Below are 15,481 nucleotides of genomic sequence, written 5' to 3' on the forward strand. Positions count from 1 at the left end.
GCTCGCGGTGGTCGTCAGCGGGGATCGCGGAGCTCACCGTTCAGCACCTCCTTGGCGAAGTGGCACGCGCTTGCCCGGTCGCCCAGGTCGAGCAGCACGGGCGGCGGGTCCTGGCGGCAGATGTCCTGGGCGTACCTGCAGCGCGGGTTGAAAGCACACCCGGCGGGGATGCGCATGAGGTTCGGCGGCAGTCCGCCGATGGCCGACAGAGTCTGGCCCTTCTGGTCCAGGCGCGGGATCGACTCGAGCAGGCCCTTGGTGTAGGGGTGGGCAGGCTTGCCGTAGAGGTCGTGGACCTCGGCGGTCTCGACAAGCCGGCCGGCGTACATGACCGCGATGCGGTCGGCGACGTCGGCCACGACGCCCAGGTCGTGGGTGATCAGGATCAGACCCATCCTGCGCTCCTCCTGGAGCTCCTTGAGCAGGTTCATGATCTGAGCCTGGACCGTGACGTCGAGGGCCGTCGTCGGCTCGTCGGCGATGAGGACGGCCGGATCGAGCGCGATGGACATCGCGATCATGATGCGCTGGCGCATGCCGCCCGAGAACTGGTGGGGGTATGCCTTCACGCGCTCCTTGGCGGCGGGGATGTTGACGCGCTGCATCAGGCGTACGGCCTGGTCGAGCGAGTCGGACTTGTTCATCCCACGGTGCTTGCGGAACATCTCGGCGATCTGCCAGCCCACCGGGAACACCGGGTTGAGCGCCGACAGCGCGTCCTGGAAGATCATAGAGATCTCGGCGCCGCGGATCTTCTGGCGCTCCTTCTCGGGCATTTTCAGCAGGTCGGTGCCGCAGTAGCGGACCTGACCACCGGTGACATAGCCGGGCGGGGTGTCGAGGATCCCCATGATCGCCTGCGCGGTCACCGACTTGCCGGAGCCCGACTCGCCGAGGATCGCGAGCGTCTCGCCCTCGTCGAGGGTGAAGTCGACCCCGTTGATGGCCTTGGCCACGCCGTCACGCGTGCGGAACTCGACCTGCAGGTTCTCGACGTCCAGGAGACGCCCGTCGACGGCCTTCCACTTCGACGGCGCGTGTGTTGGCTTGGTGGTGGGAAGCTCTTCGGCCTTGGTTGCCATGTCGTCCCCTCCTCTCAGCGGTTCTTCGGGTCCAACGCGTCACGGATCGACTCACCCAGCAGGATGAAGCCGAGCACCGTCAGCGACAGGAACAGGGACGGGAACAGGAGCATGTGCGGGGCGGCGGCGATATAGCCGATGCCCGACGCCTCGGAGATGGCCACGCCCCAGGAGATGACCGGGGCCTGGAGGCCGATGCCGAGGAACGACAGCGTCGCCTCGGTGGCGATGTAGGCACCCAGGTTGATCGTCGCCACGACGACGGCGGGCGCGAACGCGTTCGGCAGCACGTGGGAGAAGATCAGCCGCATCGGGGTCGCGCCGAGGGCGCGGGCGGCCTGGACGTAGTCGGTCGGCTTGACCTGCAGCACCGACGAGCGCATGAGGCGCGCGATGGTTGGCCAGCCGAGCACCACGATGGCCGCGACGACCTTCAGCACCACGACCATGTAGGGCGTGTCGAGCTTGTTGGGGAACGTGTAGAGGATCAGGATGCCGCCGAGAAGCAGCGGGATCGCGAAGAACACGTCGCCCACGCGGGAGAGGATCGTGTCGACCCAGCCGCCGAAGTAGCCGGCGATGATGCCCACGAGCGAGCCGAGGAGCAGCGTGCCGAGGGTGGCCAGCACACCGACGAGGACCGAGGCGCGTGCACCGTAGATGGTGCGGGCGTACACGTTGCACCCCTGCAGGTCGTAGCCGAACGCCGCGCCGGGGCCGGGGGCCTGACGGGCGTGGTTGAGGTCGCAGAAGAGCGGGTCGGCACGGGTGAACAGCTGGGGCACGACCGCCATCAGGACCACCAGGCCGATGAGGAGGGTGGCGATCCAGAACATCGGGCTCACACGCAGCTCGCGCCACGCGTCGCCCCACATCGAACTCACACGCTCCCTGGGCGCGTTGTCGACCTGGACTTGGGTCGCGGTGTCAGTCATGGCTGATCCTGGGGTCGAGGAAGGCGTACAGGACATCGACGATGAGGTTCGCCAGCAGGTAGATCAGCACGAGGCACGTGACCGCGCCGACGACGGAGACGCCGTCCTGCTGCTGGATCGACCGGAAGATGAAGAAGCCCACGCCGTTGATGTTGAAGATGCGCTCGGTCACGATGGCGCCGCCCATGAGGCCGCCGAAGTCGATGCCGATCTGGGTGACGACCGGGACGAGGGAGTTGCGCAGCGTGTGGACGCCGATCGTGCGGCCCTTCGACAGGCCCTTGGCCTTCGCGGTGCGCACGTAGTCGGCGCGCAGGTTCTCCACGAGGCTCGTGCGCGTCAGGCGCGTGATGTAGGCGATCTGCAGCGACGCGAGCACCATCGCCGGCAGGATCAGCGAGTAGATCAACTCTGGACCCATGTCACCGTTGGCCGCTGTCACCGGGAACAGGTGGAGCTTGAGGCCGAAGATCATCTGGAACAGACCGCCGATGACGAACACCGGGATCGAGATCAGGATCAGCGTGATGATCGTGATGATGATGTCGGGCAGCTTGCCCTTGGTGATGCCGGCGAGCACACCGGCGGCGATGCCGATGACGATCTCAAGCAGGATGGCCATAAGGGCGAGGACCGCGGTGGTCGGGAATCGCTGGCCGAGCTCGTCGACGACCTTGTTGTTGTAGAAGTTTGTGCCGAGGTCGCCACGCAGCAGCTTGCTGAGGTAGAGCGCGTACTGGACGAGCACGGGCTTGTCCAGGTTGTACTCGTGCTTGAACTTGTTGATGTACGCCGCGTCGCAGGGGCGCTCGCCGCAGCGGCCCTCCCAGGGCTCACCGGGCAGCGCGTACACCAGGACGTAGATCAGAAAGGTTGCGCCCAGGATCACCGGGATCATCTGCAGCAACCGTCGGATGACATAGGTGATCATCCCGTGCTCCTCTCCGTTCGTGGCTGGAGGCGCGGATCAGACTATCCGTCCGGCGCACCTCGTCCAATAGGGACATGAGGCGGCCCGCCGGCTGGGTGTGCCGGCGGGCCGCTTCGGGTCAGCCTGGGATCACTTGGTGGTGATCGAGGACAGGTCGAGCGTGCCGAACGGCGTGACCTTGACGTTGGTCACCTTGTTCGACCAGCCGGCCGGGGTCGCCGAGTACCACGTCGGGGTGGTGGGCAGGTCCTTGGCGAGGATCGCCTCGGCCTCCTGGTAGAGCTTGTTCGCAGTGGCGGAGTCGGTGGCCTTGTCGGCCTCGACGAGCTTGGCGTCGAACTCGGGCGACGAGTAGTTGAAGTCGTTCGACGAGGCGCCCGTCTTGTAGATCGGCGTCAGGAAGTTCTCGATGTGCGGGTAGTCCATCTGCCAGCCGTTGCGGAACAGGCCCTTGATCTCGCGCTTCTTGATCTGGTTGCGCAGGGTCTTGAAGTCGGGCGTGGTGATCACGCGGCAGTCGACACCCAGCACGTTGCGCCAGTTGTTGCACACGGCGTCGGCCCACTGCTTGTGGCCGCCGTCACCGTTGACCGCGAGGGTCAGCGGGCCGTTGTAGCCGCCGGCGGCGGTCCACAGCTCCTTGGCCTTGGCCTCGTCGTACTTGCAGTTGTCGCCGCACTGGTTGGGCTTGGCGCCGTCGACGACGGGCGAGACCCAGCCGGTGGCCGGCGTACGCGAGCCGTTGAAGATCTGCTTGGTGATCAGGTCGCGGTTGATCGACATCGACAACGCCTGACGCTTGCGGACGTCCTTGAGCTGCTCGTCGACCGGCGAGAAGGCCATGGCCTGGATGACGCCCGACTGAGCGGTGGTGGAGCGACCGTTGAGCTGGGCCTTCCACGCGTCACCCACGAGCTGGTCGGCCGGGATGACGTCGGTGAAGTCGAGCTGGTTGGCGACCACGTCGTTGTAGGCGGCGTTGGCGTCGTTGTAGATCTTGTAGTTGACCTTGTCGACCTTGGCGCCGAACTTGCCCGAGTAGTCGGCGAACTTCTCGAGGACGATCGCCTGCTCGTTGTTCTGGGTCACCTTGAACGGACCGGCACCGACCGGGTTCTTGCCGTAGGCCTCGGGATCCTTGAAGAAGGAGTCGGGCAGGGCCGAGAAGGCGGTGTAGCCGAGGCGGACCGGGAGGTTCGAGACCGGCTCGGTGGTCTTGATGGTGAAGGTGTAGTCGTCGGTCGCCTTCAGGCCGGACATCTCGGACTTGAGGCCGTCGCACTTCTCGCCGTCGCCGTAGACGTCCTTGTAGCCCTCGATCGGCTCCATGAAGTAGCCGGAGACGTAGCCCTGCTTGCACGCGGCCGAGAAGTTCCAGGCGTCGACGAAGTTCTTCGCCTTGACCTCGGTGCCGTCGTGGAACTTCACGCCCTTGCGGATCGTGACGGTGAAGTTCTGGTTGTCATCGGTCTTGATCGACTCGGCGATGTCGTTCTCGGGTGCCGCGGTCTCGGGGTTGTAGTGAACGAGCTTGGCAGAGATGGCGTCCATGACGTTGCCGCCACAGGTCTCGTTCGTGTTGGCGGGGATGAGCGGGTTCTGCGGGGTGCAGCCGCGCATCGAGATCTGGCCACCGGTCTTGTTGCCGCCGGTGTCGCCACCGGTCGTGCCGCCGCCACCGCAGGCGCTGAGGGCCAGGGCGGCGATGCTGGTCATCGCGGCGGCGGCCATCAGGCGAGAATTTCCTCGCATGCAAGTCCTCCTAGAGCTGGGGCCGGGCTGTCGCCCCACCCGTACGATTTGTCCGTCATGCGGACACGGCGTGGCAGGCCCTGATCGGCACCACCGCGCTCAGTAGAGCCAGTTCTATGCCATGCAAGAACTGGGTTACAAGCGGCTCACCAAAGCGCAACTGTTTTGTGACCTCCATGTGCCGCCACGGCGAACCGTTAACTTTGTGACCACGATCACAAGTTGAGTACCCGCCGGTAAGGAGGTGGTCAGGCCCCGTCGTGCCACGCCTCACCCGCGTACCGGCGCTGCGACTCGACGGCCCGACGCAGCACCTCGGCGGCATCGGTCAGCGACCGGCGCACGCTCGGGTCGAGGTCGGGCTTGGCCAGGGTCTCCCCCACAAGGTCGAGCGTGCGCTGCGACGTCACCGACAGCGGGAACGCCTGCAGCACGAGACGGGCCAGCGCCCAGCCGCGCCGGAACGACGCCGTGCTGTTGACCTTGGCGAAAAACGGCTCGACGAAGCGCTCGGTCAGCTCCACCTGCTCGGGCAGGAACAGTCCGTCGGCGGTCGCGTACAGCTCGTACGCAGAAGCCTCGCTCGGGCCCATCAGGAGGTCGAAGGCGGTCTCCTTGGCCTCGGGCTCGGGGATCGCGGCCAGCGCCCGGGCGCGGTGGTTGCGCCCCGAGGCCGAGCGGTCACCCGCGAACTGTCGCTCGACGAGCTCGCGGTCGCCCGTCAGTGCGGCCAGGCGCTCGACCACCGACCAGGCCATCTCGGAGTCGAGCTCGCGACCGCTCGGCACGCCGTCACCGGTCAGCCAGCCACGGAGCTGATCCTCGTCGTGGCTGGTCCCGATCAGGGTCCGCCACGCCGTCAGCTGCCGGTCGGAGCCGGGCTCGGCGTCATCGAGGACGCGTCCGGCCAGCAGCGCCAGCCGCTCGGTGCGCTGCGGGCGCACCATCGGCGGCGTGTAGGGGCCGATGAGCTCGGCGCGGGCCCAGCTCAGCATCGCCCGCAGGATCACGTCGTCAGGCTCGTCGTCGAGGTGGGTCTCGAGCATGGTGAGCACCAGGTCGGGGTCGACCTCGGTGGAGCGGACCTGGTCGCGGACGGAGTTCCACAGCACCACGCGGGCGAGCGGGTCGGTCACGACGTCGATCGAGGGCCAGTCGAACGGGACGTGGTCGGGACGGATCCGGGCCCAGGTGTCGTCACCGGCATCGGGCACGAGGAGGACCCCGGACAGGTCGACCTCCACCGGCTCGTCGGCGACCTCGACCTCTTGGGTCGCGGTCTCGCGGCCGTTGATGTCGTAGGCGGCCACGGTGATGACATGGGTGCGGCGCGAACCCGTCGCACGCTCCTCGACATCGGCCTGGTCGCCGCGACGCTGGTCGTCGGGCGACTCACGCACCACGACGTTGCGGTCGCCGTCACGCACCACGCGGAGGATGTCCATGCCGACGGAACCCAGCCACGCGTCCGTCCACTCCCCGAGGTCACGGCCGCTGGCCCGCTCCCACGCGGCGACGAGGTCGGCGAACTCGGCGTTGCCGAACGCGTGGCGCTCGAAGTAGTCGCGCAGCCCGAGGATGAAGCTGTCTTGACCGATGTAGGCCACCAGCTGCCTGAGGATGCCCGCGCCCTTCGCGTACGAGATGCCGTCGAACTGGGCCAGGGCGCTCTCGGCGTCCTCCGAGCCGTTGCCGGCCACCGGGTGGGTCGACGGCCCCTGGTCGGCGACGGCGCCCCAATCCTTGCGATTGATGCCGAAGTCGACCCACAGGTCGTAGTCGGTCCGGTCGCTGGCAACCCACTGGCCCATGAGCTCGGCGAACGACTCGTTGAGCCACAAATCGTCCCACCAGCGCATGGTCACGAGGTCGCCGAACCACTGGTGGGCCATCTCGTGGGCGATGGTCGAGGCGCGGGTCGCCCGCTCCGAGCGGGTGGAGGCGCCTCGGAACAGGAACTGGTCGCGGAACGTCACGCACCCCGGGTTCTCCATCGCCCCGGCGTTGAAGTCGGGCACGAACACCTGGTGGTAGGACCCGAACGCGTACCGCACGTCGAACATGTCGTGGTAGGCGTCGAAGCAGCGGCGCGTGACCTCGAGGATGTCGTCGGCGTCGCGCTCCAGCTCGGCACGCAGCGACTGGCGGGCGTGGATCCCCAGCGGGATGCCGTCGTGGACGGCGGTCACCGACGCGTACGGCCCCGCGACGAGGGTGGCGAAGTAGGTCGACAGCGGCGGCGTGGGCGCCATCTCCCAGCGCCCCGGCTCGGTGCAGGTGAACTCGCCGTTGCCGAGCACCTTCCAGTCGAGCGGCACACGCACCGACATCGTGTACGGCGCCTTGAGGTCGGGCTGGTCGAACGACGCGAACCAGCGGGGACCGGCGTCGAGGAACGACATCGCGTACGCGTAGTAGGCGTCGTCGGCGGGGTCCTGGTGGAGGTGCAGGCCCTCGCCGTCGTTCGACCAGCCCATGAGGCCGCTCACGACCAGCACGTTCTCGGCGGCCAGGCCGGGCAGGGGGAGGCGACGCCCGTCTGTGTCGAACGTGGCGGGGTCGAGCTCGACGTCGTTCAGCGTCGCGGCGACCAGCGAGACGGGCGCGAGGTCGACCCACGTGGACTCCCCCGGCGTACGCGCGGTGAACCGGATGGTCGTCGTCGAGCCGAACACCGGCTGGGTCGGGTCGAGGTCGAGGTCGACGTGGACCGAGGTCACCTCGACGAGATCGGCTCGAGCGCGTGCATCTGCGTGGGTGAGGCTGGCCATGCCCTCACGCTAGCGGGGGGCCACGCCGGGGACCAGAGCGGCCACGCTTTGCGCCCGTGGGTGCGGCGCCTGTTGGATGGGCCCATGGACACCCGCCCGCTGGTCCCCGAGGACGCCGAGGCGTCCCGCACCCTTCGCCACGAGGCGTTCGGCACACCCCGCCGCCGCGACGACAAGGCCTTCCTCGCCACGCGCGGGCAGCACTGGCTCGGCACCTTCGACGGCGACCGGCTCGTGGCCCGGTTCGCCGAGCGGGACTATCAGACGTGGTTCGGCGGAGGCCTGGTGCCGACGTCGGGGCTGGGCAGCATCACCGTCGCCGCTGAGCACCGCAGGGCTGGGCTGCTGGAGCCCCTGATGCGGGCGGGCCTGACCCACGGGCTCGACCGCGGCACCGCGATCTCGACGTTCTTCCCCACCGTCCCGAAGATCTACCGCCGCTTCGGGTGCGAGGTCATCGGCGCCAACGACACGGTCTCGCTGCCGATGCACGCGGTGGCTGGCGTACACGCTCCCGAGGGCGTACGCGTGACCCGGGCTGGCGTCGAGGATTTCGAGACGATCCGCGCGGTCTACACCGCCTGGGCGCGGGAGCAGAACGGCCCGCTGTCGCGCACCGGGCCGCTGTTCACGGCGAGCGCGGAGAAGTTCATGGACTTGTACTCGGGAGTGACGCTGGCGTGGCGCGGCGACCGGTGCATCGGTTACTGCTCGTGGACGCGCGGCTCCGGCTATGGCGACGACTCACGCGTGACCACCTCCGACCTCATCGCCCTCGAGGGTGAGGCCTGGGCGGCACTGCTCGCGGTGCTCGGCTCGTTCTCGGCCGTCGCCGGCGAGGTCCGCATCGACACCTCGGGCGCCGACCTGGCCCGGTATGCCATCGGGACCAAGCACTGGAAGGTCATCGACTCCTCGGCGTACATGCTGAAGGTGCTCGACCCCGGCCGCGCGCTCTCGGCCATCACGTACGCGCCCATGCTGTCGGGCGGACTGCGGTTCGGCGTCGAGGGCGACTTCCTCGGCCACGCCGACGGCACCTGGGAGCTGGAGGTCTCGGGGGGCGGCGGCGAGTGCCGCCGCACCTCGGCCGACGACGCCGCGCCGGTGTTCAGCGCGCGCGGTCTCGCCCTCTGGTACGCCGGAGCCCAGTCCGCCGCGAACCTCCGAATGGCGGGGATGCTGCACGGTGGCGACCCCGCACGCGACCGCGACCTCGACGCGCTGACCGGTGGCCGACAGGTGCACATCCGCGACTACTTCTGAGCCCCGGCGGCGGTCCTGTCGGACGCCGGCCCTAGAGTTCGGGACATGCGATTCGGACTCTTCATCCCGCAGGGCTGGCGCTTCGACCTCGTCGGCATCGACCACGCACAGCACTGGGAGGTCATGCGCGGGCTCGTCGAGCACGCCGACACCGGCGACGCCTGGGAGTCGGTGTGGGTCTACGACCACTTCCACACCACGCCGGTCCACTCGCAGGAGGCCACCCACGAGGCGTGGGCGCTCATGTCGGCTTTCGCCGCGGCCACGTCGCGCGTACGCCTGGGCCAGATGTGCACATGCATGGCCTACCGCAACCCCATGTACCTCGCGAAGTTCGCCACGACCGTCGACCACGTGTCGGGCGGCCGCCTCGAGATGGGCATCGGCGGCGGCTGGTACGAACACGAGTGGCGGGCCTACGGCTACGGGTTCCCACGCGCCGGCGTACGCCTGGGCATGCTCGACGAGGGCGTCCAGATCTTCCGCCAGGCCTGGAACGAGGGCAAGGCCACGCTCGACGGCAAGCACTACCAGGTCGACGGTGCGCTCAACTTCCCCCAGCCGCTGCAGCAGCACGCCGGCAAGCCGCACATCCCGCTGTGGATCGCCGGCGGCGGCGAGAAGGTCACGCTGAAGATCGCCGCGAAATACGCGCAGTACACGAACTTCTCGGGCACGGCCGACGACTTCGCCCACAAGTCCGAGCTGTTGAAGGCCCACTGCGCCGATGTCGGCAGCGACTTCGACGCGATCACCCGGTCGGCCAACTACAACGTGTTCATCGGCCGCGACGAGAACGAGGTCGCCGAGCGCCGGGCCGCCTACATCGATCGCGTGAAGCCCCATCTCACCGACGAGCAGCTCGCCGGCCAGCTCCGCGCGTTCGACGGCATGCCGGGCGTCGGCACGCCCGAGCAGATCGTCGAGAACCTGCAGGGGCTGAAGAAGCTCGGGATGACATACGCGATCACCTACTTCCCCGAGGCCGCGTACGACCGCTCGGGCATCGAGCTGTTCGAGCGCGAGGTCGTCCCCGCGCTGCGCGGCTGACGGGGCCGCCCGTCAGCCGATCGGTTCCTTCTGCAGGGTGAACGTCGGCTTCCCGTAGTGCTCCAGCACGGCGTTGGTGATCTCGAGCGCACGCTCGAGGCTCAGGTCGCGGGACTCGGTGATCGTCGCCGCCGCCAGCCGCGGCGGGAACGCGTCCTGCTCGATGATCTGCGCCCACACGGCCTCGGGTGCCGACAGGTCCTGCAGCGCGGTCAGGGTCGGCAGCGCCGAGAGGTCGTACTCCGGGTGGTTGCGGCCGTACTTGTCGAACTCCAGCGTCACGAGCGCCCGCGACCCGCGCAGCATGCCGTGGTCGAACGGCTCCGGCGTCGGGTTGACCACCACCTCGGTGGCGGTCAGCGCGGCCCCGGGCGTGAGTCGCCGCTCCTTCGGCACGCGGTCGGAGTCGGAGTGGACCAGGCGCGACCCGGCATCGGCGGCGGGCCCCCACGGCTTGGAGCGCTTGAGCCTGCCGCGCAGGAACTCCGTGAGGGACTCGGCGACCAGCAGGGGCGGGGTGTCGAGCTCGTGGTCGAACTGCACGACCTGACCGAGGGCGCCCTTCGGTCCGGGCACGAGGTCGAGGGCGTACGCGTTGCCGCCGCCGTCGTCGGCGAACACGATCCAGAGCGGGGACGCGTACGCCGGCTGGACGACGTCCTTAGCGGTCGGCGCGGGCATGGTCGGCAGCGCGTCCTTGCGGCCCCAGCGCTTCTTCGGGTCGACGACGTTGCCGAGCTTCCCGGTGCCGCCGAGCAGTCCGTCACGCACCTCGGCGTACGCGCCGCGTCCCGACGGCGAGCCGAGGATCTCGCCCTCCTTCACCAGCGAGAACAGCAGTCGCAGCTCCGGCGGGAACCCGACCCCGCGCTTCTTCTCGGCTGCGGCGATCTGCTTCTCGGTGAAGCCCTTGGTGTGGCCGCGCTCGCGCAGCAACCGCTCGATCTCGGCGAGGTCGTTGTCGGCGACGCGGTCCGACAGCGGGACCGGCATCGGGACCGCCCTCGAGCGCGACCCCACCTTGTGGGTGCCGATCCGCCCGGAGACGACGTCGACCGACGGGTTGGTGAACCAGTGCAGCTCGCCGGTCCCGTCGCTGTCGACGACCCACTCCACCACTGTGCTCTCGGGCACGATCGTGATGATCTGGTGGGTGTCCGGCTTCTCCTCGTCGCGGTGGTCCCGGGCCTCGAAGTCCGGATCGCTGCAGCCGTAGACCATCGGCCCCGAGGCCGACCTCCCGTGGTAGGACGCGTCCACGCGCAGCGAGGCGCCGACGTCGCGGGCCATCGCGCAGTAGTAGTCGGACAGGGGCTTCAGCGCCTCGGAGACCTCGCTCATGCATCCATGATCGACTACGGCGGGGCCAGCGGGCCAGAGGTCACTCCACGGCGGAGGCCAGCGCAGCGAGCGAGTCCTCCAGCTGGTCCTTCGACACGAGCGGGAACTTCACCTTCTTCAGCAGGTCGGGGTCGGTGACCTGGGCCCAGTCGTACTGGAGCGTGACGTCGGTGGCGCCCGCGTCCCGGGGCTCGAGTACCCACGTCCACGACCAGCCCTTGGGCTCGGTGTTCGCCGGCGCGGTCTGCCAGCCCACCTGCTTGTTCTCGTGGAACGTCGTCACGCGGTTGTCGGTCTGGTAGTCGCCGCCCATGTGGTCGCCGCGCATGTTCATCCGGAACATCTGGCCGGTGCCGGTGATGCGCTGGGCGTGGCGGTCGGCCGACTGCACGAAGCCGGAGCCGTCGAACTCGGCGTGGCGCTCGGGGTTGGTGAGCGCATCGAAGATGTCGGCGGCCGACGCGTTGATGGTACGGGTTACGGTCACATTCGTCTGGTCAGTCATACGTCGACACTAGGCGGTGTACGCGGCCTTGCCTGCAGGGCCCCCCGCGTACGCCGCGCGACGGCCGTCCGTGGCCTATCCCCAACCGGCCCTCGCCGACCGGCACCCAGCCCGTGGGCCGGGGCACCAGCGCTGAGTACGCGGATCAGCCCCGAGTGCGGCGGAAGACCGGCACCTCTGGCGTGGAGTGTGCCTCCTCGTACCGGTAGCCGGCGGCGTCGAAATCCTTGACCTTCGCAGCGCTACGAACGCGGTGCTGCACCAGCCAGGCGGCCATCTCGCCGCGCGCCTTCTTCGCGGCGAACGAGATGACCTTCCAGTCGCCCTTCGGGCCCTGGTCCTCGAAGCGCGGCGCGACGACCGGGCAGTCGAGCGCGTCGAGATCGACGGCCTTGGCATATTCGTCGGAGGCCAGATTCACCAGCACGCGCGAGCCCGGCGACTCGTCGAGGTCAGCGCGCACGAGGTCAGTGATCCGGTCGCCCCACCAGGCGTAGAGCGACCGCCCGCGGTCGGTGACCAGCGACGTGCCCATCTCCAGGCGGTAGGCCTGCATGAGGTCGAGGGGGCGGAGCAGCCCGTACAGGCCGGACAGGATGCGTACGGTCTTCTGGGCCTCGGTGAGGTCGCGGGCGTCGAAGCGGTCGCGCGCCGCCATGCCGCGGTAGACGTCGCCGTCGAACATGAACAGCGACGGGCGGGCGTTGCGCGCGGTGAACGGCGTGGAGAACTCGCGGAAGCGCTTGACGTTCAGCTCGGCGATCTCGTCGGAGACGTGCATGAGCGCGGCGATCTCGTCGGCGGTGCGCGTACGCATCTCATCGACCAGCTGCTCCGACTCCTCCAGCATGCGTGGCTGGGTGTGCTTCTTCGTGGACAGCGGGGATTCGAGGTCCAGCGACTTGGCGGGCGAGAGCAGGGCGAGCATGGCCGGAAGGCTACCGAATGGGCTCGCGTACGGTGGAGACATGGAGACCCGTACCGAACGCGACAGCATGGGCACGATCGACGTGGCGGCCGACCGCTACTGGGGCGCACAGACCCAGCGCAGCCTCGGCAACTTCGACATCGGCCGCGACACCTTCGTCTGGGGGCGACCGATGGTCCGCGCCCTGGGCGTCCTCAAGAAGGCCGCCGCACAGGCCAACGGCGAGCTGGGCGAGCTGCCGGCCGAGGTTGCCGACCTCATCGAGCGTGCCGCCACAGAGGTCATCGACGGCCAGTTGGACGACCACTTCCCGCTCGTGGTCTTCCAGACCGGCTCGGGCACGCAATCCAACATGAACTCCAACGAGGTCATCTCGAACCGCGCCATCGAGATGGCGGGTGGCGAGCGCGGCTCGAAGGACCCCGTCCACCCCAACGACCACGTCAACCGCGGCCAGTCGTCCAACGACACGTTCCCCACGGCCATGCACATCGCCGTCGTCTGCGAGCTGAACGAGCGCCTCTACCCCGCCGTGCAGCGCCTGCGGGACACGCTCGCCGCCAAGGCTGAGGAGTACGCCGACGTCGTCAAGGTCGGGCGTACGCACCTGCAGGATGCCACCCCGATCACGCTCGGCCAGGAGATCGGCAGCTGGGTCGCCCAGCTCGAGTTCGCGCTCGAGGGCGTACGCGAGGCCGACCGCCGCGCCCGCGGTCTGGCCATCGGCGGGACCGCCGTCGGCACCGGGCTGAACGCCCACCCGGAGTTCGGCGCGCTCGCCGCGGCGAAGATCTCGCAGATCACCGGCCTGGAGTTCCAGCAGGCCGACAACCTGTTCGCCTCCCTGTCGGCCCACGACGCGCTCGTGGGCGTCAGCGCGGCGCTGCGTACGCTCGGCGGCGCAGCCATGAAGATCGCCAATGACGTACGCTGGCTCGCCTCGGGCCCGCGCAACGGCATCGGCGAACTGCTGATCCCCGAGAACGAGCCCGGCTCGTCGATCATGCCGGGCAAGGTGAACCCGACCCAGTGCGAGGCGCTGACCATGGTCGCCGCGCGCGTGTTCGGCAACGACGCGACCGTGGCGTTCGCCGGCTCCCAGGGCAACTTCCAGCTCAACGTCTACAAGCCTGTCATGGCCCACGGCGTCCTGGAGTCGATCCGGCTGCTGGCCGACGGCTTCGTGTCGTTCGACGAGCACTGCGCGTCGGGGATCGAGCCCAACCGCGACCGGATCGCGAAGAACCTGGACGCGAACCTCATGGTCGTCACCGCGCTGAACCGCCACATCGGCTATGACAAGGCGGCGGCGATCGCGAAGAAGGCCCACAAGGAGGGCACCACGCTGCGCGAGGCCGCCATCGCATCCGGTGACGTCAGCGAGGCCGACTTCGACGCGTGGGTCGTGCCGATGGACATGACGCACCCGAGCTGACACCCGCCCAGACGTCACTCACCCTCGTACGCGGGTCCGATCCGAGTACGAGGGTGAGTCGCGTCGATGCCCCGGTCACTCCTCCAGCGCGAGGGCCTTCTTCTCCGGCAGGGTGAAGGCCGCCACGGCACCGAGCGCGAACGCCGCGGCGAAGACGGTGAACACCAGCCAGTTGCCGCCCCCGCCCATGCCCAGCAGGAACGGCACCAGTGACGGGGCGATGATCGAGGCGATGCGACCGAACGCGGCCGCGGCGCCGGTGCCCTTGCCGCGGGCCGCAGTCGGGTAGAGCTCGGGGCCCACCGCGTACAGCGCGCCCCACGCGCCGAGGTTGAAGAACGACAGCGCGCATCCGGCCGCGACGATAGTCGCAGGCGAGTTGGCCAGGCCCATCAGTCCCGCCGCGACCGCGGACCCGATCATGAAGGTCGCCAGCGTCGGGCGGCGGCCCCACTTCTCGATGAGGTACGCCGAAGCCGCGTACCCCGGCAGCTGGGCGAGGGTGATGATCAGCGTGTACTCGAAGGACTTGACCAGCGAGAAGCCCTGGTTGACCAGCAGCGTCGGCAGCCAGATGAACGCGCCGTAGTAGCTGAGGTTGATGCAGAACCACACGACCCACAGGGCGGCGGTGCGGCCCCGGAGCTCGCGGCTCCAGATCGACGGTGGCTTCTCGCCCGTGCTGATCGCCGAGTCGGGCGACGGCACCGGTTCGACGCCCGCCGACTCCTCGAACTTGCGGACCGCCGCCTCGGCCTCGACCTCGCGGCCATTCGCCTCGAGGAAGCGGACCGACTCGGGCAGCCCGAAGCGGATGACGGCGGCGTACACGGTCGGCACGATGCCCACGGCCAGCGCCCATCGCCAGCCCTCGTCGACGGTGGGGATGAGGAAGTAGCCCAGCAGGGCGGCGAGGATCCAGCCGACAGCCCAGAAGGCTTCGAGCATGACCACGACGCGGCCCCGGATGTGACGAGGCGCGAACTCCGAGACCAGGGTCGAGGCGACCGGCAGCTCCGCGCCCAGGCCGAGGCCCACGAGGAAGCGCAGGACCATCAGCACGGCGACCGAGCCGGCGAGCGCCGACGCGCCGGTCGCCAGGCCGTAGACCAGCAGCGTCAGCGCGAAGACCTGGCGGCGGCCGAACTTGTCGGCGAGGAGCCCGCCCAGGGAGGCGCCGATGGCCATGCCCACGAAGCCGATGGAGCCGATGAGCCCGAGCGTGCCCTTGTCGAGCACCCACTCCTTGGCCAGCGCGGCCATCACGAACGAGATGAGGCCCACGTCCATGGCGTCGAGCGCCCACCCGATGCCCGAGCCCACGAGCAGGTTGCGGTGGGCGCCGGAGAACGGCAGGCGGTCGAGGCGCTCAGAACGGGTGAGCGTCTGGGGTCCCGTGGACCCGGGGGTCGTTGACATCGGCGTCCTTTCTGTGGCAGCCAGACCACTTTAGCGTCACTTCCACATGTTTTCCTCTCAGGCCCG

General features: G+C 68.9%; 12 protein-coding genes. 3 read left to right on the top strand and 9 right to left on the bottom strand.

Translation table 11 applies throughout. The features are described from left to right. Positions 1-14: 14 nt before the first annotated feature. The 5 genes from ACYVGD_RS08350 to pepN all read right to left on the bottom strand — a co-directional run bounded on the left by ACYVGD_RS08350 (position 15) and on the right by pepN (position 7,471). Entirely contained in the window at positions 15-1,082 is a 1,068-nt protein-coding gene (locus tag ACYVGD_RS08350; RefSeq protein ID WP_460742776.1) for an ABC transporter ATP-binding protein, read from the bottom strand. Between the two features lie 14 nt (positions 1,083-1,096). After that, complete coding sequence (locus tag ACYVGD_RS08355; RefSeq protein WP_460742777.1) at positions 1,097-2,017, bottom strand: ABC transporter permease; 921 nt, start codon at positions 2,015-2,017, stop codon at positions 1,097-1,099. Further along, complete coding sequence (locus ACYVGD_RS08360; protein ID WP_460742778.1) at positions 2,010-2,948, bottom strand: ABC transporter permease; 939 nt, start codon at positions 2,946-2,948, stop codon at positions 2,010-2,012. Before ACYVGD_RS08360 ends, ACYVGD_RS08355 begins: the two co-directional genes overlap by 8 nt. Positions 2,949-3,077: 129 nt before the next feature. Further along, the gene (locus ACYVGD_RS08365) at positions 3,078-4,700 is read right to left on the bottom strand and encodes a peptide ABC transporter substrate-binding protein (RefSeq protein WP_460742779.1); all 1,623 of its coding nucleotides are present in this window, start codon (positions 4,698-4,700) and stop codon (positions 3,078-3,080) included. A 248-nt stretch (positions 4,701-4,948) separates the two neighbouring features. Then, positions 4,949-7,471, bottom strand: a complete 2,523-nt coding sequence (gene pepN / locus ACYVGD_RS08370) for an aminopeptidase N (RefSeq protein ID WP_460742780.1) — start codon at positions 7,469-7,471, stop codon at positions 4,949-4,951. Between the two features lie 84 nt (positions 7,472-7,555). Between pepN and ACYVGD_RS08375 the strand changes: the two genes are divergently transcribed. Together ACYVGD_RS08375 and ACYVGD_RS08380 are read left to right on the top strand one after the other, a co-directional pair. Beyond that, positions 7,556-8,737: a GNAT family N-acetyltransferase gene (locus tag ACYVGD_RS08375; RefSeq protein ID WP_460742781.1), complete on the top strand. Its 1,182-nt coding sequence runs from the start codon at positions 7,556-7,558 to the stop codon at positions 8,735-8,737. 45 nt (positions 8,738-8,782) lie between these two features. Further along, a complete protein-coding gene (locus ACYVGD_RS08380) occupies positions 8,783-9,787 on the top strand; it encodes an LLM class F420-dependent oxidoreductase (RefSeq protein WP_460742782.1) in 1,005 nt (334 codons plus the stop codon). Between the two features lie 12 nt (positions 9,788-9,799). Here the strand turns inward: ACYVGD_RS08380 and ACYVGD_RS08385 are convergent, their stop codons facing one another. The 3 genes from ACYVGD_RS08385 to yaaA form a co-directional block, all read right to left on the bottom strand. After that, positions 9,800-11,128, bottom strand: coding sequence for an SMI1/KNR4 family protein (locus tag ACYVGD_RS08385; protein ID WP_460742783.1), 1,329 nt, complete (start codon positions 11,126-11,128; stop codon positions 9,800-9,802). A 40-nt stretch (positions 11,129-11,168) separates the two neighbouring features. Then, entirely contained in the window at positions 11,169-11,633 is a 465-nt protein-coding gene (locus tag ACYVGD_RS08390; protein ID WP_460742784.1) for an SRPBCC family protein, read from the bottom strand. Positions 11,634-11,778: 145 nt separating this feature from the next. Beyond that, positions 11,779-12,561: a peroxide stress protein YaaA gene (gene yaaA, locus ACYVGD_RS08395; protein ID WP_460742785.1), complete on the bottom strand. Its 783-nt coding sequence runs from the start codon at positions 12,559-12,561 to the stop codon at positions 11,779-11,781. Between the two features lie 40 nt (positions 12,562-12,601). On the opposite strand from yaaA, the gene fumC reads away from it, so the two are divergent. Then, the gene (fumC, locus tag ACYVGD_RS08400; RefSeq protein ID WP_460742787.1) at positions 12,602-13,996 is read left to right on the top strand and encodes a class II fumarate hydratase; all 1,395 of its coding nucleotides are present in this window, start codon (positions 12,602-12,604) and stop codon (positions 13,994-13,996) included. A gap of 75 nt (positions 13,997-14,071) precedes the next feature. Here the strand turns inward: fumC and ACYVGD_RS08405 are convergent, their stop codons facing one another. Then, positions 14,072-15,415: an MFS transporter gene (locus ACYVGD_RS08405; protein ID WP_460742789.1), complete on the bottom strand. Its 1,344-nt coding sequence runs from the start codon at positions 15,413-15,415 to the stop codon at positions 14,072-14,074. Positions 15,416-15,481: the final 66 nt, after the last annotated feature.

It is taken from the genome of Mariniluteicoccus endophyticus, from assembly GCF_054780035.1.